The sequence below is a fragment of the Shimia sp. CNT1-13L.2 genome (genome assembly GCF_024331145.1).
Classification (GTDB): Bacteria; Pseudomonadota; Alphaproteobacteria; order Rhodobacterales; family Rhodobacteraceae; genus Shimia.
This window is the reverse complement of record NZ_JANDJO010000001.1, coordinates 133,685-154,618: the sequence shown is the minus strand read 5'-3', so window position 1 is coordinate 154,618 and position 20,934 is coordinate 133,685. Positions and strand designations below refer to the sequence as shown.

Genomic DNA, 20,934 nt, shown 5'->3' with positions numbered 1-20,934 from the left:
GTTTGGGGGGGCGGATTCTGCAAGGGAAACTTGGGGTTGCGGGTTGCAGAAAAGCAGATACGCGTAATTTGAGGGCGTTGCCAGTGGGTCTTAATATTGTTAAGTTTCAAGTGGTTAATAATGCCTGATTATTCGGGTTAAATTGAAAGTGCTTCAATGGGCTGGCTGGTGTTGGCAATTCTCGTTGGTTTGGTGGTGGTTGCAGCGATGCTGTGGCTGGGGCGCTGGGTCTATGAACGGCGCGCGGATCGCCTTGCCGGGCAGATTATCGGCGCGGTTGCGGGCGAACGGCCGGACCGCCTGCCGCGGGTGGTGCGTGATTTCGCGAAACGCAATGGGGCAGACCCGGAGGCGCGGGTCAGTCACGTGGAGTTTGGTCAGTCTGTGAAGATGCGGCTGCGGCGGGGTGCGCCCTGGGTCACGCTTTGGGGCTGGCAATGGAGCGGTGTGCGGCAGCCTGGGTTCCTGTGGAAGGCGGGGCGCGAGCTTTGGAAGGATGTGGCGCATATCCGCGTGCTCGACGGGTTTCTGAATGGGCGCGGGTTTCTCGAGGTCTATCTGCTTGGGGCGCTGCCGATGGTGCGGGCGCGAGGCGCGGATATCAGCAAGGGCGAGGCGATGCGCTATCTGGCCGAACTGGTCTGGGTGCCGGATGCCATTCTGGAGAACGGCGCGATCCGCTGGACGGTTGTGGGCGAGCGCCATGTTGCGGCATCCCTGGGCGATGCGCGGGTGGTGTTCGAGTTTGACGCTGGCGGGGACATCATCGGCGTGCAGGCAAAGGACCGCCCGTTGCGGGCGCCCAAGGGAGAGCCGCAGACGCGGGAATGGATCGGGACGTTCGAGCGGTATTCCTGGGTGGGGGGACGGCGGATGCCGACCAAGGCCGAGGTTGGTTATGTCTATCCGGACGGTTATGAGGCCTATTGGCGGGGCGAAATCACGGCCTATCACCTGCGCCACTGAGGGTGGATGGAATTGAGGTGGCAGCGGTGTCGGTTCGCCATTTCCTCGGCGCGAGCGCTGGGGTAGCTTGGGCGTCATGAGCAGCAGTCCACGATTCATCCACCTCCGCGTTCACACCGAATATTCGCTTCTGGAAGGCGCTGTCCGGGTCAAGAAACTGCCCGGCATGTGCGCCGACATGGGCATGCCCGCCGTGGCGATCACGGATACCAACAGCCTTTTTGCGGCGCTGGAATTCTCGGTCACCGCACAGGGGGCGGGGATTCAGCCGATCGTGGGCTGTCAGGTGGATATCGCCATGCCGCACAACGATCCGACGGGGCGGACGCAGCCGCCGAAACCGGCGCCGATTGTTCTGCTGGCGCAGCGCGAGGAAGGTTACGAGAACCTGATGAAGCTGTCGTCCTGTCTTTACGTGGACAAGGGCGGGCAGTTGCCGCAGGTGACGATGGAAGAGCTGGCCGAGCGGTCTGCGGGGCTGATCTGTCTGACGGGGGGACCGGAAGGGCCGATTGGGCAGGTTCTGCAGCAGGGCAAGCGGGCCGAAGCCGAGGCCATGATGCGGCAGTATCAGGAAATCTTTGCCGACCGCCTTTATGTCGAGCTGCAGCGCCATCCCGGCGAGATGGGCCAGCCCGAGGTGGAGCGGCTGACCGAGCGCGGCTTTATCGAGATGGCCTATGAGATGGACATCCCGCTGGTGGCGACCAACGATGTCTATTTCCCGAAGACCGACATGTTCGAGGCGCATGATGCGCTGATCTGTATTTCCGAAGGCGCCTATGTCGACCAGCAGGAGGGCCGCCGCCGCCTGACGGCGCAGCATTATTTCAAGAGCCAGGAAGAGATGATCACGCTGTTCGCGGATCTTCCCGAGGCGATTGAAAACACGGTGGAAATTGCACGGCGCTGTGCCTTTGCGACCTATCGTCGGGACCCGATTCTGCCGAAGTTTGCCGATGACGAGGTGGCCGAGCTGCGCCGCATTGCCAACGAGGGCTTGCAGAAACGTCTGGCGGTGATCCCGCACGCGGTGAGTGTCGAGGAATATCAGGAGCGGCTGGATTTCGAGCTTGGGATCATCGAGAGCATGGGGTTCCCGGGTTACTTTCTGATCGTTGCGGACTTTATCCAGTGGGGCAAGGATCAGGGCATTCCGGTGGGGCCGGGGCGGGGGTCTGGTGCGGGATCGCTGGTGGCCTATGCGCTGACGATTACCGACCTTGATCCGCTGCGCTATTCGCTGCTGTTTGAACGTTTCCTTAACCCGGAACGGGTTTCGATGCCGGACTTCGACATCGACTTTTGCATGGATCGCCGGGAAGAGGTGATCAAATACGTGCAGGAGAAATATGGCCGCGACAAGGTGGGCCAGATCATCACCTTTGGTGCGCTGTTGTCCAAGGCGGCGGTGCGCGACATCGGGCGGGTTTTGCAGATGCCCTATGGTCAGGTGGATCGCCTGTCCAAGCTGATCCCCGTGGAAGGGGTGAAGCCGATGTCGATTGCGGATTCGCTCAAGGAAGAGCCGCGTCTGCGCGAAGAAGCGCGCGCCGAGGAGGTGGTGGATCGTCTGCTGACCTATGGCCAGCAGGTCGAGGGGCTTTTGAGGAACGCATCGACCCACGCGGCGGGTGTGGTGATTGGCGACCGGCCGCTGGATGCGCTGGTGCCGCTTTATCAGGATCCGCGTTCGGATATGCCAGCCACCCAGTTCAACATGAAGTGGGTCGAGCAGGCGGGCCTTGTGAAGTTCGACTTTCTTGGCCTGAAGACGCTGACGGTGATCCAGAATGCGATCGAGCAGATCCACGCCTCGGGGCGCGACCTGCATATCGCGGCGGACGGGACGCAGCTTTACGAGCCGGCGGAGGGGGCGGAGAACGAGATCAACGCCATTCCGCTGGATGACGAGCCCACGTACAAGCTTTATTCGGCGGCCAAGACGGTGGCGGTGTTCCAGGTGGAATCCACCGGCATGATGGATGCGCTGAAGCAGATGAAGCCGACCTGTATCGAGGACATCGTTGCGCTTGTGGCGCTGTATCGTCCCGGCCCGATGGAGAACATCCCGACCTATTGCCGGGTGAAGAACGGGTTGCAGGAGATCGAGTCGGTGCACCCGCTGATCGACCATATTCTTGAAGAGACCCAGGGCATCATCGTTTACCAGGAGCAGGTGATGCAGATTGCCCAGGTGATGGCGGGTTACAGCCTTGGCGGCGCCGACCTGTTGCGCCGGGCGATGGGTAAGAAGATCAAGGAGGCGATGGACGCCGAACGTCCGAAGTTCGAGAAGGGCGCGGGCGAGAACGGGGTTCCGGCCAAGAAGGCTTCGGAGGTCTTTGACCTTCTCGAGAAGTTCGCGAACTACGGCTTCAACAAATCGCACGCGGCTGCCTATGCGGTGGTGAGTTACCAGACGGCGTGGCTCAAGGCGAACCATCCGGTCGAGTTCATGGCAGGTGTGATGAACTGCGATATTCACCTGACCGACAAGCTGGCGATCTATTTCGAAGAGGTGAAGAAGGCGCTGAAGCTGCCTTATGTGCCGCCCTGTGTGAACCGGTCTGACGCGACGTTCAAGGTGGTTGACGGGGCGCTTGTCTATGCGCTGGGCGCGCTCAAGAACGTTGGTGTCGAGGCGATGAAGCTTGTGACCGAGGGGCGCAAGGTGGAGGGCAAGGACAAGCCCTTTGCCACGCTGTTCGATTTTGCCCGCCGTGTCGACCTGAAACGGGTTGGCAAGCGGCCCTTGGAGATGCTGGCGCGTTCAGGGGCTTTTGACCAGCTGGACGGCAACCGCCGCCGCGTCATGGAGAGCCTTGACGCGCTGGTGCAGTATTCGGCGGCCATTCAGGAACAGAAGCATTCAAGCCAGGTGTCGCTGTTCGGTGAGGCCGGCGAAGACCTGCCCGAGCCGCGCATGGCGCCGGTGACGGATTGGCTTCCTGCGGAGCGGCTGGACGAGGAGGCCAAGGCAATTGGTTTCTTCCTATCAGGCCACCCGCTTGAGGATTTCATGCCCGCCCTGAAGCGCAAGAAGGTTCTGACGCTGGACGAGTTGACCGAGAAGGCCCGTGGCGGAGCCTGTATCGAAAAGCTGGCCGGTCGGGTGTCTGGACGGCAGGAGCGGAAATCGGCGCGGGGCAACCGTTTTGCCTTTGCCCAGCTGTCCGATCCGACAGGGGCCTATGAGGTGACGATCTTCTCGGACACGCTTGAGAAGTGTCGGGAATACCTTGAGACCGGGGCCAAGGTTGTGGTGACCGTGAAGGCCGAGATGGAAAGCGACCAGCTCAAGTTGTTGGCGCAGTCGGTGGCACCGGTGGAAACCATTGTTGCGGATGCGGGCAGTGCCGGATTGAAGATTTACCTTGAGGACGCAGGGGCGGTGGCGCCGGTGGCGAATGTGCTGCAACAGGCGGCCGAAACGGTGAAGGCAGGCGGCAAGGGGCCGGTTATCTTCTGCCTGATGAGCCCGGACCTGCCCGGCGAGGTCGAGATGGACACGGGCCGCGAATTTCCGGTGAACCCCCAGATCAAGGGTGCGCTGAAGTCGCTCGATGGGGTGATGATGGTCGAGGAATTCTGAGGGCCGTTGGCGGCACATGTGACGTGCCGCCGCTTTTGTGCTACCATCCGAGGCCTCAAACAGAATTTTCATGACCAATCGTCCGCGCATCCCGCGGAGATTTCGGTAGGACGAGATGCGCGGGCTTTGCGGGAGGACATCGCATGGCCAGCCCAGTTTCGACCGGTACCATAACGTTTGACGAGTATTCCCTTTACACGACCAACCCAACCTACACCTTCGCCAACCTGCTGCATGTCGGGGATTTTACGGTGAACACCACGGGGCAGCTTGTGCCGGACAGCTGCAACCCGACGACGCCCTGTATCGCGGCCAACTCGAGCTATAGCGGGCCGGTGGTCTTCACCTTTTCGCACCTTGCCTCGTCGGTGAGTTTCGATGCGGGGTGTTTTGACGCGGCCAAGAGCACGCGGGTCGTTATCCACGGACACAACGGGTTCAAGATCGTCAAGAAGGTGAACACCAACGACGATGGCACCTATCAGAACTTCAGTTTCGATTTCGGCGAGAATGTCATCAAGAAGGTGGTGATCAAGCCGATTGGCAGCGAGCCCGCGGGGTTCGCGGTGGACAACCTGACGGTGGGGGTAAGGCCGGAGCACAAGAAGATTGCCAACTCGGGCGATGTGAAGATCGACAACCTGATTAACGGCACGAAATGGGCCGAGAACACGATCACCTGGAGTTTCATGAACGCGAATTCGGACCTGCCGGGGTATGGCACGGGGCCGGAGACCTTTACCTCGTCAAAGACCCGCGCGGATACTTTGCAGGCGTTCTCGGCGGGGCAGAAGGCGATGACGCTGAAGGCGCTGGACATGTGGGACGACCTTGCCGACATCACGTTCAAGAAGGTGACGGATGGCGGCACGCCGGGCACGTTGCGGTTCGGGCGTTCGGATATTGATGCGCCGGCGGATGCGTTTCTGCCGGGGCATAGCGCGAATTCGGGCGACGTGATGATCGACATTGCCCGTCCGACGGCCGAGGCGGCAGTGGGGTCTTATGACTTTTATGTCTTCATCCATGAGGTGGGCCATGCGCTTGGCCTGAAGCACCCGCACAGTACGCGTGGCAACGGGGTGCAGTTGCCCGCCAATCAGGACAGTCACGAGTTTTCGGTGATGAGCTATCGTTCGTGGGCGGGGCAGTCGATTGCCAATGTGACCAATGCCGAGGGCAGCTATCCGCATACGTTGATGATGCACGATATCGCGGCGATCCAGTATCTTTATGGCGCGAACTTCAAGACCAAATCGGGGGACACGACCTATACGTTTGACAAGACGAAGGCGAAAATCTTCGAGACGATCTGGGACGGTGGCGGTCACGACACCTATGACGCGTCGAATTACAATACCGGTGTGATGCTTGACCTGCGGCCGGGCAAGTGGAGCGTTCTGAAGAAAAGCCAACTGGCGCTGTTGGAGGGCAAGGCCGATCCGGACGACAATATCTATGCCCGTGGCAGCGTGTTTAATGCCCTGCTGCATGACGGCAAGAAACGGTCGATGATCGAGGATGCGATTGGTGGCACCAGAGGTGACGAAATCTGGGGCAACTCGATCAACAACAAGCTGGTCGGGGGTGCCGGGAAGGACACGATCAGCGGGCTTGCGGGCAAGGACATTCTGGAAGGCGGCAAGGGCGATGACCTGCTGATTGGTGGCAGCGGCGACGACACGCTTTATGGCCACAACCGCAATGACAGCATGGAAGGCGGGCTTGGCAATGATGTCCTGTTTGGCGGGGATGGTCAGGATACGCTGCATGGTGGCAACGGCGATGACACGATCCGCGGTCTTGGTGGTCAGGACACCATGTCGGGCGGGGACGGCGCGGATGCGTTTTCGTTCTTCAACGTGAGCGACAGTGCGCTGGGCGCGCATGACCACATCATCGATTTCATCCAAGGCGATGACCGGATCTACATCTCGGCAATCGATGCCAACACCGGTGCCGCCGGGGACCAGGATTTCACCTTTATCGGCACTACGGCCTTTAGCGGCACGGCGGGCGAGTTGCGCTATTTCAAGGGCGGCGGACGTACGGCCATTCGCGCCGATGTCGACGGCGATGGCAATGCCGACTTCTCGCTTGATCTTGGTCTGCTGGTCGACCTGACCGCAGGGGATTTCCTGCTCTGACGATCAGTAGTGCGGGGGGCGTTCGTCACCAAAGACGACGCCACCGCCACCGTCGGATTCGCGGGCGGCTTCGCGTTCGAGCAGCAACTGCACGCGGCGTGTCAGCAGGGCGAGTTCCTTGTCCTGACGGGCGACGACCTCGGAGAGGTCTTCGACGGTGCGCGTTAGGTGGGCGATTTGTTCTTCCAGTTTGTCCATGGCAGGCTCGATAGGCCGCGCGGGGCTTCGGGTCAAGCGACGTGGGGTTTTGATTGACGCCGTAGCGCTCGGGATGCTGCGCTTGGGGCAGGAGGATTTTTCATGAGCTTATTGGTGGAGACGCGTGGCCGGGTGCGGATTGTGTCGATCAACCGCCCGGATGCGCGCAACGCGGTGAACCCCGAAACGGCGCGGGACTTATACAAGGCTTTCCTTGAGTTTGATCTGGATGACAGCGTGGATGCCGCCGTGTTGACCGGGGAAGGTGGATACTTCTGTGCCGGCTTCGATCTCAAGGCAGCGGCAGAAGGGGATGGGCAGGATTGGATCGGCGAGGTGGATATTCCCGCAGGCTGGCGGGATGCCCGCGCTCAGCCCCTGCCGGGGCCGATGGGGCCAAGCCGCCTGATGCTGACCAAGCCGGTGATTGCCGCGGTCGAGGGCTATGCGGTGGCCGGAGGCATCGAACTGGCGGCGTGGTGCGACATGCGGGTGGCGGGCGCGTCTTCGACATTCGGCGTGTTCTGTCGGCGCTGGGGCGTGCCGCTGATTGACGGGGGCACAATCCGGTTGCCCGCGATCATGGGGCAGGGGCGGGCCAATGACCTGATCCTGACCGGACGTCCCGTGGAGGCCGACGAGGCCCAGCGGCTGGGGCTGGTGGATCGCGTGGTCGAGGATGGCGCGGCGCTGGCTGCGGCGGTGGAGTTTGCCGAGGGCCTCAGCCGGTTTCCGCAGGCCTGTATGCGGGCCGATCACCTGTCGGCGCGGATGTCGGGAGAGGCGCTGGCGCAGGCCCTGACGCGGGAATGGCGATCCTATGCAACCTTCCTGAGCGAGGGGCAGCACGGCGCGGCACGGTTTGCCGGTGGCAAGGGGCGCGGCGGGGATTTCGCCGACATTTGACCTTTGGGTGATGGGGACATGACGGGGCGGCATGGATTTTCCAGCCGCCCCGTGCCATTCTGGGTGGGTAACGATGTTACCAAGGCGAAAGGAAAGCCCATGGCGCAGGAAGCCGCTGATCTTATGACGCGACGTCGCAAAGTGCTTGATGCGGCGCGGGTGATCTTTGCCGAGGAGGGGGGGCTGGATGCCGGGCTGCGCAAGATCGCGGCGGCGGCGGGATATACCACCGGGGCGATCTACAAGATGTTCTCGGGCAAGGAGGATATCTATGCGGCGCTGTTGGAAGAGAGCCTGCACGAGTTACACAAGGCGGTGTCCGTCGGGGCGGCGAAGGAGGCGGATCCGGAGGCGTCCCTACGAGCCTCTGTTTTGGCAGCAATTGAGTATTATCAGGCACATAAGTTTGAGTATCAGCTTGGTCTCTACCTGTTTGAAAGGGAGGGACGCAAGAGCCTTGGGGCAGAGCGGGACCGCGAATTGAACGAGATTCTGAAAGACAGCATGGCGGTTTTCCAGGCCTGTTTCCTGCGGATCGGCGGCGGTGTGATGGGCGAGGACGAGGCGCTGGAGCGGGCCCATGCCACCTTTGCCGCGATGATTGGTGTGCTGGCGCTGAGCTTTTCGAAACGCGACCGATCATTGGAAACTCACTGGCAGTTGGTTCTTGACTCGTTGCTTGGGGCGCTCATAGTCAAGCCATCAAGATAACAGTGTTATCTGAGTCGGAATGACAAGCGCGGGGACAGGTGGTTTCCGCGAACAGAGGAGACATGTCATGGCGGTGGAAATCGAAAAGAACGGTGATGTCTGGACCATCATTCACGATCGGTTTGACGAGGCACGCAACGCAATGAGCCCGGAGGCGGCAGATGCCATCGTGGCGGCTTTCGAGGCCTTTGAGGCGAGCGATGCCAAGGTCGCGGTGTTCTGGGGCAAGGGCGGCGCTTTTTGCGCGGGATGGGATCTGAAATACGCCACGACCCTGACGGATCGGGAGAAACTCCAAAAGGAGATTGTGGAGGACCTTGCCTTTCCGGTGGGGGCTGCGCCTGCGCCGCGCGGGCCGCTGGGGCCGTCGCGCATGGAGCTAAGCAAACCGGTGATCGCGGCGGTGGAAGGACCGGCGGTGGCCGGCGGGATGGAACTGGCGATGTGGGCCGATGTGCGGGTGATGGCCGAGACCGCGTATCTTGGTGTCTTTTGTCGCCGGTGGGGCATTCCGCTGATGGATGGCGGGGCCGTACGCCTGCCGCGTCTGGTAGGACAGGGCAAGGCGCTGGAAATCGCGATGACCGGGCGCAAGGTGCCTGCCGAGGAGTGCTATCGCATCGGGCTGTGTGAAAAGGTGGTGCCGGAAGGCGAGGCACGAGTAGCGGCAGAGGCGATGGCACATGAGATCGCGCGTTTTCCGCAGGCGGCGGTTCTTGCAGACCGGCGCACGATCATCGAGTCGCGGGGGATGTCGGTGCGCGACGGGCTGCGGCTTGAGTGGGCCAATGGTATCGACGCCTGCCGCAAAGATGCGCCCGAGGGCGCCAGCCGCTTTGCCGGTGGCAAGGGGAGGAGTGGCGACTTCAGCGACATCTGAGGCGAGGTCAGGGCGCCGCTGTGGACTTCTCCTACGGGTGCTCCGGAGTAGAAAGAGATCGTGTCAGGAGGCTTTCAGATAGGGAGACCCCTGTCGAAAGCCGCCTTTGACAAGGCGTTCGGGTTTGACGACATCGGGAAAGGCTGTGGCCCAGTCGCGGAAGCGGTCGTTGGTGATGATCGCGGCGTCCATGTCGCGGGCGGCTTGCAGGAGGAACTGATCGGCGGGCACGCCCTTGGGCGAGACCATGACCTGTTCGACCGGGAGGTTCAGGCGGTCGGCCATGGCCTCGTCGCCCAGAAAACGGTTGCTGATCTTGTAGCCGACGTTTGCATCGAACACGACGCCGGGGGTGTGCCCGTGATGTTGCAGCGCATCGACCACGCGGCGGACGACGCGGATGTCGGGGGTGCCGTTGTTCCAGTGCATGACGTTCGAGCCGTCAATCAGGATGGGTGCGCTTTGCGGGATCTGCCTGCGGGATTTGCGGAACCAGAGGGCAAGGCAGACAACAAGCAGAACAGCGACGGGCAGCGCATAGGGCAGAAGGGGCATGTTGGAAATACGTGGAAAAATTGGTTTCGGGAAAACGGGGAATGCTGGGGATCAGGGCGTGAAACGGCCAAGGATGCCGACCCCGATGTCATCGCCGCTGCGGGGCAGGTCGAGCGGCGAGAGGCTCCAGAGCCGGGCGACCTTGTGCGGGGCGGTTTCGTTCAGGTAGGGCAGTTTCTTTTCTGCGGCCTCATCGCTGAGAGAGGCAAGGATGGAGTTGGCCATGTTGAGGGAGAGGCCGTCCAATTGATCAAGGTGCAGGGTGTGTTCGAAGGGGCTTGTGGCGGGGCCGATGTTGCAGATCAGGCCGCTTTGGGCGCCCACGAACGAAAAGGCGCGTTTCAATTGGCCCTTGCGGGCGATGAACCATGCAGAGTGTTCGACAACGCGGTGGGAGGCGAAGAACTGGGCCTCGCCGAATTCTTTGGACAGGGAGGTGACGGTTTGCGCGACGGCCTTGCAGCCCTCTGGGGTGTCGGCGTTGATGCCTGAACCGGTCACGGCAAGGGTCCAGCCGTTCAGGGGCGGGGTCACGAAGATCGGTGGCAGCTTGGACGATGGTGTGTGGCCCGAGACAGCGGCGAGGCCGCTTGTCCAGTTGCAGAGCTGCGGCTGGGTCATGCCGAAGGCCGTGGCGGCGGCATCGGTGTCGGTGGTGCGCAGGGCGAACCAGCCGGTCTTGAAGCCGAAGGGGCGTGGCAGGTCGGCAGAGGTGGAAATCCCGCCGGGGCGGGATTTCTCTGCGGGTTGTCCCGATTTGAACAGGGCGCGTATCAGGCCGAGCAAAGGGTGCCTCAGATCGTCTGGTCGTAGTCGCCAACCAGCTCTTCGGTGCGGATGACCGCGTCGATGTCGGCAAAGATGGCGCGCATTTCCGCTTCGCTTTCCGAGCTTTCGCAGACCACCACGAGGTTCGGGGTGTTCGACGAGGCGCGCACGAGGCCCCAGGAGCCGTTGTCGAGGATGACGCGGGCGCCATTCACGGTGACGACTTCCTTGATGGCGCGGCCGGCAAAGGTGTCACCGGCGTCGGCCTTGGCGACCAGCTTTTGCACGAGGCGTTCGAGGACGTCGTATTTCTCGGTATCGGCGCAGTAGGGCGACATGGTGGGGGTCGACCAGGTTTTCGGCAGGGCCTTGCGCAGGTCGGACATGGACATCTCGGGGTTGCGGTCCATCAGTTTGCAGATTTCCACTGCAACGCGCATGCCACAGTCATAGCCACGGCCCACCGGTTCGGCGAGGAAGTAGTGGCCGGACTTTTCGAAGCCAGCCAGCGCGCCGATTTCCTTGACGCGGCGCTTCATGTGGCTGTGGCCGGTTTTCCAGTAGTCGGCGGTGACACCGTTCTTTTGCAGCTCGGGGTCCGAGGCAAAGAGGCCGGTGGATTTCACGTCGGCCACGAAGGTCGAATTCGGGTAGAGCTTGGACAGGTCGCGGGCCATGATGACACCGACCTTGTCGGCAAAGATCTCTTCGCCTTCGTCGTCGACAACGCCGCAGCGGTCACCGTCGCCGTCAAACCCAAGCGCCATGTCAGCGCCCGAGGCTTTGACGGAGGCCGACATGTCGTGCAGCATTTCCATCGCTTCGGGGTTGGGGTTGTAGTTGGGGAAGGTGTAGTCGAGTTCGTTGTGGCTTTCGACCACTTCGACGCCCAAGCGGCGGAAGAGTTCAGGGGCAAAGGCCGATGCGGTGCCGTTGCCGGTGGCGCAGACCACCTTGAGCGGGCGGGACATCTTGAAATCGCCGACGAGGTCGTCGAGGTAGGCTTCCTTGACGCCGTCGACGAATTCATAGGAACCGCCTGCGGCTTCTTCCCAGTCGCCGTTGAGGACGATGTCGCGCAGTTCGCCCATTTCGTCGGGGCCGTGGGTGAGGGGGCGGTCAAAGCCCATCTTCACGCCGGTCCAGCCGTTGGGGTTGTGCGATGCGGTGATCATGGCGACCGCGGGCACGTCGAGGTGGAACTGGGCGAAATAGGCCATCGGCGACAGGGCCGGACCGATGTCCTTGACCTGGATGCCGGCGCGCATCAGGCCCTGGATCACCGCCAGTTTGATCGAGAGCGAATAGTCGCGGTAGTCGTTGCCGACGGCGATCACCGGCTCGATCCCACGGCGGCGCATCTGGGTGCCGAGGCCGAGGCCAAGGGCGGTCATGCCGGGCAGGTTGATCTCTTCCGGGAAACGCCAGCGGGCGTCGTATTCGCGGAAGCCCGTGGGTTTGATCATCGGGTCGCGCAGGAATTCCCAGGTGTTCGGGGTCACCGTGGCGGCAGGTTTTTGCATATGTCTTCTCGTCAATTGAGTCAGATGTGAATTGGGTGTGCTTTAGCCAGTCGGTCGAAGGCCATCAACGTGTCAATTAGTGCAGGCATATGATGTAAATGTATCATGTTTGGCCCATCTGACGGCGCATTGTCGGGATCTTGGTGGGTTTCGATGAAAACTCCGGCAATTCCGAGCGAGACCGCGGCGCGGGCCATCACCGGCGCGAATTCGCGTTGCCCCCCCGACGAGCCGCCCTGACCGCCCGGTTGCTGGACCGAGTGGGTGGCGTCCATGATCACCGGATAGCCCGTTTGCGCCATGCGCGGCAGGCCACGCATGTCGGTGACGAGGGTGTTGTAGCCAAAGGAGGTGCCGCGCTCGGTGAGCATGATTTTCTCGTTGCCGGTGCTTTCGACCTTGGAGACCACGTTGTCCATGTCCCAGGGGGCGAGAAACTGGCCCTTCTTGACGTTCACAACCGCGCCGGAGTTGCCGGCGGCCAGAAGCAGATCGGTCTGGCGGCAGAGGAAGGCAGGGATTTGCAGGATGTCACAGACTTCGGCGGCGGGGTCGCATTGGGCCTCGGTGTGGACATCGGTCAGGACGGGCACGCCGATGGCCTCCTTGACGCCTTGCAGGACCTTGAGGCCTTCGTCGATGCCAAGGCCGCGGATGCCCGAAACCGAGGTACGGTTGGCCTTGTCGTAGGAGGCCTTGAAGACATATTGGGCGCCGGCGGCATCGCAGGCTTCTTTCATCTGCCCTGCGATCATCTGCGCGTGGTCCGCGCTTTCAAGCTGGCAGGGGCCCGCGATCACGGTGAGCGGGGCGTCGTTTGCAACCGAGAGGTTGCCAATCTGGACGTGTTTCATATCAGGAAGAGACCTGTTCTCTGAGAATGGACGCGGTAAGCGAGATCATCAGGTAGATGCCCGAAAAGATCAGGAAGGCCAAGATCGTGTTCTCAAACGCGCGCGGATAGGCCGGATCTTGCGAAGCGACCGGTGTGACCGAGGTTGTCAGGTAGCGGACCTGACGGTTGGCTTCGAGTTCGGTTTGCTTGAGCGTTTGCAGGGCCGACTGCATCAGGAGATCGGAGGTGGCAAGGTCGGCCTGTGCCATCTGGATCTGGGCGGTTTTCTGAGCCAGCGAGGAATCCCCGGCAGTGGCATCCGTCATCTTGGCTTCGAGCGAGGCCAGCAGGGTCTGCATGCGACGGATGTCGCCCTGCACGCCTTGAACACGGGCGCGGTTGGGGCGCGGGTTGTCCTGAAGGGCGGCGAGTTGCAGCTCTTTTTCCTGCAGCTGTACCTGTACGTTCGAAATCTGCTGACGCAGGCTTGCGATCAGGCCTTCGGGGTCGATCAGGTCGCTGTCGCTTTGCAACTGGACAAGCGCGCGTTGCGCATCGCGGCGTTCCTGTTTGGCCTGCTCCAGGCTGGCGCGGGCGTCGCGCAGGTGGTCTTCACGCTTGCGCTGGGACAGGTCGTCGGCGCGTTGTTCCGCATAGGAAATGAGCGCGCGCGAGAAATTGGTGGCGATCTGCGGGTCAGCGGCGATCACCTCCATCCGGATCGAGCCTTCGGTCGGATCGTAGCCGATTTTCACAACCTTCTTGTAAAGTTTGTGGGCCTCTTCGTGTGACGGATTGGGATCAAGGCGCTGGATCGGATCAATCGACGGGTCGGAGAAGTGCGACTTGAAGCCGACATCCTGATCAAGGCGCAGCATGGCGTCTTTCGAGGTGAGGTAGTCCTGCACCGCGATGGCATCGCTGTTCACGTTCAGCTGTGACGGCAGGAGCGAGCCGAGGCCCACACCGGTTGCGCCCTCGGCCTGCTGCACGAGGAAGGCGGACTTGGTCGAGTACATCGGCGTCGCGATGGTGTAGAAATACCAGGCGGCCATGAAGGTGGGCAGGAAGACGAAGACCGACAGGCGGGCCAGCATCAGCGCGAGGCGACGGCGGCGGCGGCGGGCGATGTCGCGCTGGATTTCACCGATCTCGGCGGCGCGGCGTTCGGTGGGCGAGACGGTTTCCGTCGAGGGCAGGGTCTGTTTGCCCATCGGTACGGTTTGCGGCAGTTGTGCCTGCTGCGAGGTGGTGGCGACGGCGGTGTTGTCGTCTGCCGTCACGAGTTCAAGCATGTTGGTGCGCTGGAACGGATCAAGCCCGTTGCGGCGCAACAGGCGCACGGCGTCATAGTCGGAGGTGGCGGCCAGACCGTGTTTCTGGGCCATGCGACGGGCCATGCGCAATTGGCGGCCGGTCAGGCCTTCGCGCTTGATGACGTCGATTTCCTGATCCGGTGTCATGGCGGCGGGCTGCGGTGCCGCTTGCGGGGTTGGCTGCGGCGCGGGTGCCTGTGGTTGGGGTGGTTGTGCCGCCGCTGGTGCTGCCGGTTCCGGGGTGGGCACGGCGCGGGGGCGCGGGCGCTCTGCCGGGGTTGGCTGCGGCTGGGTTTCGGGCAGCTCGGCGGGTGCGGCCTGAACTGAAGCCGGGGCCGGTGCCGCGCTCGGGGTTGGGGCGCTGCGGCGGATGCGAAACTTTTTAGCCTTGGGTTTGGTAGTCATAGAGCTGCTTTGCCTCTTCCAAGGTGTCAAACATATACAGTTTACCGTTTAACAGAACGGCGGCCGAGCGCGCGAATTTTTCGAGAATTTTCGGCTTGTGCGACACGATAATGATGGTGGTGGTTCTCAGGCGTTCCTTGAGAACCTGTCCGGCTTTCTGGTTGAATTCGACATCGGTGGACGAGGGCATGCCTTCGTCGATCAGGTACATGTCGAAATCCAGCGCCAGCATGAGCGAGAAGGTGAACCGCGAGCGCATCCCCGAAGAATAGGTGCCAAGCGGTTGGTCGAAGTATTCGCCAAGGCCACAGAGCCAGCGGCAGAAGGCTTCGACATAATCGGGATCGAGACCGTAGAGGCGGGCGATGTAGCGCGAGTTTTCCACGGCCGTGTGCTTGTTCACCACGCCGCCCATGAAGCCGAGCGGGAAGGAAATGCGGCAGCCCCGGCGGATTTCGCCTTCGTCGGGTTTCTCAAGGCCCGCCATCATGTTGATCAGCGTGGTCTTGCCGGTGCCGTTAGGCGCCAGGATGCCGAGCGAATTGCCGAGTTCCACGCGAAAAGACACGCGATCAAGGATGACCTTGCGCTGTGTCCCAGTCCAGAAGGACTTGCTCACGTTATCAAATTCGAGCATCGATTGCTCCGGCTCTGCTCTGGCCATCCCACGTTTCGGGAATTCCTGACCGCTCTTTCATGGCGATCTTCGTGCCTCAATATGATGGATTGGAACGGTTAATAGCAACTATCTGCGGCAGAAATTTGGCAAAGATGACAAAAAAACCGGCGTCAATGCGCCGGTTTTCATGGTTTTCAACTTGGCAGGGCCTAGAAGTCGCGCTTCTCAACCCTGAAGATCTTGCCCGCTATGATCGACAGGACAGCCGCGGCGAAGGAGAACAGCGCGCCCATCTTGGCGGCATCCTGAACCGGACCGGCGTCGAAGGCGACCGAGGCCACGAACAGCGACACGGTAAAGCCGATGGCGGCGACAAAGCCGATGACCACGAGGTCGATGATGCGCATGCCCTCGGGAATGCCGAGACGCAGGGGGACGGCCGCGATCCAGCCGCAGATCAGGATACCCACGGGTTTGCCGATGATCAGGCCGGCCAGAACCAGCCAGGTGGCATCGCCGATCGAGGAGAATTTGACGCCCGCGTTGCACAGCCCAAAGAAGAACAGAACGATTTCGACCGGATGTTTGAGGGCGTGTTCGATGACGTTCAGCAGGTCATGCAGATGGGTTTCGGCCTCGGCGAAGATGCCGAAGGCGCGGTCTGCGTGCGGGATCGCGGGGACGATGGGCAGGAGGCCAAGCGCCGGGTGCAGACCCGAGCGCATGAAACCGTACCAGCTTACGGCGGCCGCGATCAGATAGGGCACGAAGTGCAGATTCTTGCGGACCCAGGTCGAGTTCGGGCGCGCCTGGTTGCCGCGGTCCATCCGGCGCGGAAGCCAGTTGAACACCAGGAAGACAACCAATGCGGCCGCGAAGGACACCAGGAGCCACTCGGGGGCCAGATCGCCCGAAGGGTAGAAGATGGCGAGGATAATCAGGCCTGCGGCGTCGTCGGCGATGGCCAGAAGCAGCAGGAAGCGCACGGCGGGGTGCCCCGCGCCAAAGACCAGACGGCCAATCAGGTAGGAAAAGGCGATGTCGGTCGCGGTCGGGATCGCCCAGCCGTTGGCCACGGCATTGTAGGTGTCGGAGCCCAACAGCAGGGCAAGGCCAAGGTAGACGCCGATCGGGCCGAACATGCCGCCTGCGGTGGCGAACAGCGGGGTTGCCGCCTTCTTGCCGCGCAGGCTGCCGTTTTTGAGGATCACGGCTTCCCAGACCTCCTTGGCGGCGATGCCGAAGAAGAAGGCCATCAACAGGTCATTCACGAGGTAGTGCAGGGTCAGGGTGCGATGGCCGTCGTGTAAGTGACCAATCGGTGCATGGTCCCAGATCACGAACTCAACGAAGTGGTGATAGGTGTCGTAGTTTGTGTTGGCCCAGACCAGCGCGATGACGGCGCCGATGATAAGCAACAGTGAATAGTTGGTCAGAAAATTCCAGACGCGATACATCTAAGCTCCACCCTTCCTGCTCACGAGTTTTAAATTTGCTTATCGGAAATACCTTTTCTGGGCAACCGCGGGTCTCTGGGTATGGCTGGCGTTGTCACGTGGATTTCAACAGTGTTGCCCCGACGCCATTGCGCCGGGGCATATACGACACCCTTGCGGGGTGCATGCGACAGACCTTGTTCAGGCGATGGCCTGCCATGCAAGACCGGCGAGGAAGGCCCCCAGCATCGCGTAGCCCAGGTAGGCGGCAAAGACGCGGGGTTTGACCAGCGCCCAGACTGCGATGGCGGCAGGGATGCAGCTGACGCCACCGGCGATCACGAAGCTCATGGCCGCGCCGTTCGACATGCCCTGTTCAAGCAGGCCGGCAACCAGCGGCACCGCGCCATAGCCATTCAGGTAGGCCGGGGCTCCGACAAGGGCGCCAAGGATGATCGGCTGCACGCCGTCGCCGCCCAGCACGGAGGCAATCATCGAGGCAGGCACATAGTGGATCATCAGCGCTTCGATGACATAGGCCAGGGCCAGCCACTTGAGAAGGAACGCGCCGTTTTCCAGAACTGCCTCGCGGAAGGTGGAGACGCGCTCGGCCTCGCCCCAGAACTTCCAGACGGGCTTGCCCGAGAAGGGTTGCTTGACGCCGCAGCAGCCGCCGACCTGCGGTTTCTCACGCAGCGGATCGGTGAAGACCGGCGTGGATTTCAGCAGCATGGTGCCAAAGCCGCCCAGAAGGCCGAGCCCGATGGCCGAAACCGTTTTGGCCAGCGCGAATTCGATGCCAAGCGTGCCGGAGGTGATAGCGAACATCGCCGGGTCCATCAGCGGTGAGGCCAGCCAGAAGGCCATGACAGCCGACAGCGGGGCACCCACGGCAAGGAGGGCGGCGATAAACGGAATGACCTCGCAGGAGCAGAAGGGCGACAGGCCGCCAAGCAGGGCCCCCATCACGATCATGCGGGTTTCGCGCCCTTCGAAGGCCTTGGCCAGCAGGTTCTCGGCCCCGGAGGCCTTGAGGTAGCCGATGGCGAATATGGCGAAAAGGATGAAGGGGGCGGTCGACAGGAGGGCTTCGATCCCGAAGCCGATGGTGGGGCGCAGTTGCGGGAAATCAAGCACGGCCACCGCGATCAGGATCAGGACGAGGGCCAGCCAGGCCTTGTCGATGCGGGACCAGAGCGAAGAGATCGGGCTGGGGGAGTGGGTGGTATCAGCCATGAGAGTGGTGCTCCTCGGTGCAGACTGCGCAATCGGCGCAGCATTCCTTGAGTAGAAAGTCGGATAGTGTTTGGACCTGGTCATAGGCGACCGCGGCGCAGATGATGGACCGGCCCTTTTTTTCCTGGGTGACAAGACCCGCCTGGGCGAGAATTTTCATGTGGTGTGTGAGGGTGGAACCGGTCACGCCCGTGCGCTGGCCTAGTTCACCGATGCTCAGGCCGTCGTGGCCCGCCCGTACCAAAGTGCGCAGGACCGAGAGACGTTGCTCGGAACCAAGCGCGGCAAAGGTGGAGGCGGCGACCGCGAGGGAGAGGTCTTCTGTCGATTCGTGTTTCATATTTCTAGAAATATCGAAATATTGGGTTGGCGCAAGTTTTATTTCGAGAATTGTCGAAATAATATCCGGTTTCCCTTTTGGCTGTTGAGCAGGCAGGGTGGCGGCATGGGGTTGATTGACGAGATACGCAGCTGCCGCCTGTGTGAAGACAGGTTCGCGGCGACCGCGACGGCACATGCGCCGCGTCCCGTGGCCTGGTTCCGGCCCGGCGCGCGGCTTTTGATTGTCGGGCAGGCGCCGGGCGCGCGGGTGCATGAAAGCGGACGCCCCTTTACCGATCCCTCGGGTGACAGGTTGCGCGATTGGATGGGGGTGGATGAGGCCACCTTCTATGATCGCGACCGGATCGCGATCCTGCCGATGGCCTTTTGCTTTCCGGGCTACAACGACAAGGGCAGTGATCTGCCGCCGCCGCCGGTTTGCGCCCGAACCTGGCGGGAGAAGGCCATGGCGACCTTGAAGGATGTCGAGGTGACGCTTCTCGTGGGGGGCTATTCGCAGAAATGGCACCTTGGCACCAAGAATGTGACCGAGGCCGTGCGGGGCTGGCGCGACCATGCGCCCGCGCGCTACCCCTTGCCTCATCCGTCGTGGCGCAATACGGCATGGCTTAGAAAAAATCCGTGGTTCGAGGCCGAGTTGCTGCCGGACCTGCGACAGACGATCAAGGATGTTCTGCGATGACTGAGACCCCTCTCGACCTGGCCCATGCGGCAATGGAGGCCGCGCCTTCGGATGATGCGGCGCGGTTGCGGTTTTACGAGCGGTTGGCGGATGCGGAGCTGTTCCTGCTTTTGACCAAGGAAGCCGAGGGCGAGAATATTTCGCCGGAGCTTTTCGAGCTGGCGGATAGTGCGTTTGTCCTGGTGTTCGATACCGAAGAGCGGCTGTCGGAGTTCGTGGGCAAGCCCGCGCCCTATGCCGCGCTGTCGGGGCGGGTGATTGCCGCGATGCTGGCCGGTCAGGGGATTGGATTGGGCGTGAACCTTGAAGTGGCGCCGTCGTCGATCCTGATCCCGCCAGAGGCGCTGGCGTGGCTGGCCGAGACCCTGACCCATGCACCGGACGAGGTTGAGGCCAAGCCGGAAGAGTTCACCGCGCCGGGGGGATTGCCCGAGACATTGGTCACGGCGCTGGATCAGAAGCTGACGACCGCCGTGGGGCTGGCCAAGATGGCCTATCTTGTGGGCGTGTCCTACGACAACGGCAGCAAGAGCCACATGCTTGGCATCGTTGACGCCATTCCCGACGCGCAGGGGGCGCTGGCCAAGGCAGTGTCCGAGGCGCTGACCTTTTCGGGGATCGAAGCGGGGGCGCTGGATGTGGCCTTTGTGGCGGCGTCAGACGCGGTTGCGGCCCAGATGGCGCGGGTGGGTTTGCGCTTTGATCTGCCGGAACCGGAACAGCCTGCCGAATACGTGCCCGTCAAACCGGGCAGCGATCCGAACAACCCGCCGAAGCTTCGGTAAGAGTGGTGTTCTGAATGGCAGGCGCATTTGCGCCCGCCCAGGCAGGCGCTGCCCTTGGAATGGGGGGGCTTCAGTAGCCGCGTGCGCGATCCACGAGGTTGAGGAAAGGTTGGCCTGCCTCGCCGCGCTGGATGTTTTCGGCGATGACCTCGCTTGCGGTTTCGGGGCGGGTTTCGGCGGCGATGTGTGGGGTGACCGTGACCTTGGGATGTGCCCAGAACGGATGATCGGCAGGCAGGGGCTCGACGCGGAAGACATCGAGCGTGGCGTGGGCGATCTGGCCGCTGTCGAGGGCCGCGATCAGGGCCTCATCATCGATCAGCGGGCCGCGACCGGGGTTGATGATAAAGGCCCCCTTGGGCATCCGCGAGAGGGCCTCGGCGTTGATTACGTTCTGCGTGGCGGGGGTGTCGGGCAGCAGGAGGATCAGGATATCCGCCGTCTCGAGGGCCTGTTTCAGGCCGTCGTCGCCATGCAGACAGGTGATGCCATCGACATCCTTGGGCGAGCGGCTCCAGCCGGTGACGGGAAAGCCAAGACCGGTCAGGGCATGCGCACAGGAGGCACCAAGCGCGCCGATGCCAAGGATGGTCACGCGCCGTTCGCGGGCAAGGGGGGGCGTGGTGACGACCCATTCGCCGGTCTGGCCGGTGATGTGGCGATCCATGCCGAGATGGTGGCGCAGGGTGTGGCCGGTGACCCATTCAACCATGCCGTTTGTCAGGCCGGGATCGACCATGCGGGCCAGGGGCTGGGTCAGGGTTTTGTTGCCGGTGATGGCCTCGACGCCGGCCCAGAGATTGAGCACAGCCTTGCAGCGGGTGTAGGGGGTAAAGTCCTGAACCTCGCTGTTGGGGGCGTAGACGATGTAATCCACCTCTTCGGGGGCGAATTCGGTGCGCAGGTCAACGTCCAGCCCGGCCTTGGCAAAGGCCGCGCGCAAGGGGGCCTCGTAGGTGTCCCAGCGTTCAGAACGGGCGGCGAAAAGGACGTTGATCATGGGCGGGCACTCCGAAAGCTGATGGTCTT

General features: G+C 62.2%; 19 protein-coding genes. 8 read left to right on the top strand and 11 right to left on the bottom strand.

Annotated elements, in window-relative coordinates; translation table 11 throughout:
* Positions 1–168: 168 nt before the first annotated feature.
* The 3 genes from NNA36_RS00715 (at position 169) to NNA36_RS00705 (ending at position 6,708) form a co-directional block, all read left to right on the top strand.
* Complete coding sequence (locus NNA36_RS00715; protein ID WP_255103321.1) at positions 169–966, top strand: DUF6544 family protein; 798 nt, start codon at positions 169–171, stop codon at positions 964–966.
* Positions 967–1,042: 76 nt separating this feature from the next.
* Complete coding sequence (dnaE, locus tag NNA36_RS00710; RefSeq protein ID WP_255103320.1) at positions 1,043–4,561, top strand: DNA polymerase III subunit alpha; 3,519 nt, start codon at positions 1,043–1,045, stop codon at positions 4,559–4,561.
* 143 nt (positions 4,562–4,704) lie between these two features.
* Positions 4,705–6,708, top strand: a complete 2,004-nt coding sequence (locus NNA36_RS00705) for a M10 family metallopeptidase C-terminal domain-containing protein (RefSeq protein ID WP_255103318.1) — start codon at positions 4,705–4,707, stop codon at positions 6,706–6,708.
* A gap of 3 nt (positions 6,709–6,711) precedes the next feature.
* On the opposite strand, the gene NNA36_RS00700 is transcribed toward NNA36_RS00705, so the two are convergent.
* Positions 6,712–6,906, bottom strand: coding sequence for a SlyX family protein (locus tag NNA36_RS00700; RefSeq protein WP_255103316.1), 195 nt, complete (start codon positions 6,904–6,906; stop codon positions 6,712–6,714).
* 102 nt (positions 6,907–7,008) lie between these two features.
* Here NNA36_RS00700 and NNA36_RS00695 point away from each other — a divergent pair, with 102 nt between their 5' ends.
* From NNA36_RS00695 to NNA36_RS00685, 3 genes are all read left to right on the top strand, one after another.
* Positions 7,009–7,812 (top strand): crotonase/enoyl-CoA hydratase family protein, encoded by an 804-nt coding sequence (locus NNA36_RS00695; RefSeq protein ID WP_255103314.1) that lies wholly within the window; start codon positions 7,009–7,011, stop codon positions 7,810–7,812.
* A gap of 99 nt (positions 7,813–7,911) precedes the next feature.
* The gene (locus NNA36_RS00690) at positions 7,912–8,523 is read left to right on the top strand and encodes a TetR/AcrR family transcriptional regulator (protein ID WP_255103312.1); all 612 of its coding nucleotides are present in this window, start codon (positions 7,912–7,914) and stop codon (positions 8,521–8,523) included.
* Between the two features lie 67 nt (positions 8,524–8,590).
* Positions 8,591–9,403 (top strand): crotonase/enoyl-CoA hydratase family protein, encoded by an 813-nt coding sequence (locus NNA36_RS00685; protein WP_255103310.1) that lies wholly within the window; start codon positions 8,591–8,593, stop codon positions 9,401–9,403.
* Between the two features lie 63 nt (positions 9,404–9,466).
* Here NNA36_RS00685 and NNA36_RS00680 read toward each other — a convergent pair whose 3' ends face one another.
* From NNA36_RS00680 to NNA36_RS00640, 9 genes are all read right to left on the bottom strand, one after another.
* Positions 9,467–9,958, bottom strand: a complete 492-nt coding sequence (locus NNA36_RS00680) for a hypothetical protein (protein WP_255103309.1) — start codon at positions 9,956–9,958, stop codon at positions 9,467–9,469.
* Between the two features lie 51 nt (positions 9,959–10,009).
* A complete protein-coding gene (locus tag NNA36_RS00675) occupies positions 10,010–10,744 on the bottom strand; it encodes a hypothetical protein (RefSeq protein WP_255103307.1) in 735 nt (244 codons plus the stop codon).
* 8 nt (positions 10,745–10,752) lie between these two features.
* Complete coding sequence (locus NNA36_RS00670; protein WP_255103305.1) at positions 10,753–12,249, bottom strand: phosphomannomutase/phosphoglucomutase; 1,497 nt, start codon at positions 12,247–12,249, stop codon at positions 10,753–10,755.
* 20 nt (positions 12,250–12,269) lie between these two features.
* A complete protein-coding gene (gene kdsA / locus NNA36_RS00665) occupies positions 12,270–13,103 on the bottom strand; it encodes a 3-deoxy-8-phosphooctulonate synthase (RefSeq protein WP_255103303.1) in 834 nt (277 codons plus the stop codon).
* A 1-nt stretch (position 13,104) separates the two neighbouring features.
* Positions 13,105–14,805: a capsule biosynthesis protein gene (locus NNA36_RS00660; RefSeq protein ID WP_255103301.1), complete on the bottom strand. Its 1,701-nt coding sequence runs from the start codon at positions 14,803–14,805 to the stop codon at positions 13,105–13,107.
* The gene (locus NNA36_RS00655) at positions 14,783–15,442 is read right to left on the bottom strand and encodes an ABC transporter ATP-binding protein (protein ID WP_255103299.1); all 660 of its coding nucleotides are present in this window, start codon (positions 15,440–15,442) and stop codon (positions 14,783–14,785) included. The genes NNA36_RS00660 and NNA36_RS00655 overlap by 23 nt, the downstream gene beginning before the upstream one ends.
* 191 nt (positions 15,443–15,633) lie before the next feature.
* Positions 15,634–16,881 (bottom strand): Na+/H+ antiporter NhaA, encoded by a 1,248-nt coding sequence (locus NNA36_RS00650; RefSeq protein ID WP_255103296.1) that lies wholly within the window; start codon positions 16,879–16,881, stop codon positions 15,634–15,636.
* 180 nt (positions 16,882–17,061) lie between these two features.
* Positions 17,062–18,096 (bottom strand): permease, encoded by a 1,035-nt coding sequence (locus NNA36_RS00645; RefSeq protein ID WP_255103294.1) that lies wholly within the window; start codon positions 18,094–18,096, stop codon positions 17,062–17,064.
* Positions 18,089–18,436, bottom strand: a complete 348-nt coding sequence (locus tag NNA36_RS00640) for a helix-turn-helix transcriptional regulator (protein ID WP_255103292.1) — start codon at positions 18,434–18,436, stop codon at positions 18,089–18,091. Before NNA36_RS00640 ends, NNA36_RS00645 begins: the two co-directional genes overlap by 8 nt.
* A gap of 105 nt (positions 18,437–18,541) precedes the next feature.
* Here NNA36_RS00640 and NNA36_RS00635 point away from each other — a divergent pair, with 105 nt between their 5' ends.
* Complete coding sequence (locus tag NNA36_RS00635; protein WP_255103290.1) at positions 18,542–19,120, top strand: uracil-DNA glycosylase family protein; 579 nt, start codon at positions 18,542–18,544, stop codon at positions 19,118–19,120.
* Positions 19,117–19,905 (top strand): SseB family protein, encoded by a 789-nt coding sequence (locus NNA36_RS00630; protein WP_255103288.1) that lies wholly within the window; start codon positions 19,117–19,119, stop codon positions 19,903–19,905. The genes NNA36_RS00635 and NNA36_RS00630 overlap by 4 nt, the downstream gene beginning before the upstream one ends.
* Before the next feature lie 70 nt (positions 19,906–19,975).
* Here NNA36_RS00630 and NNA36_RS00625 read toward each other — a convergent pair whose 3' ends face one another.
* Positions 19,976–20,905, bottom strand: a complete 930-nt coding sequence (locus NNA36_RS00625; protein ID WP_255103286.1) for a glyoxylate/hydroxypyruvate reductase A — start codon at positions 20,903–20,905, stop codon at positions 19,976–19,978.
* Positions 20,906–20,934: the final 29 nt, after the last annotated feature.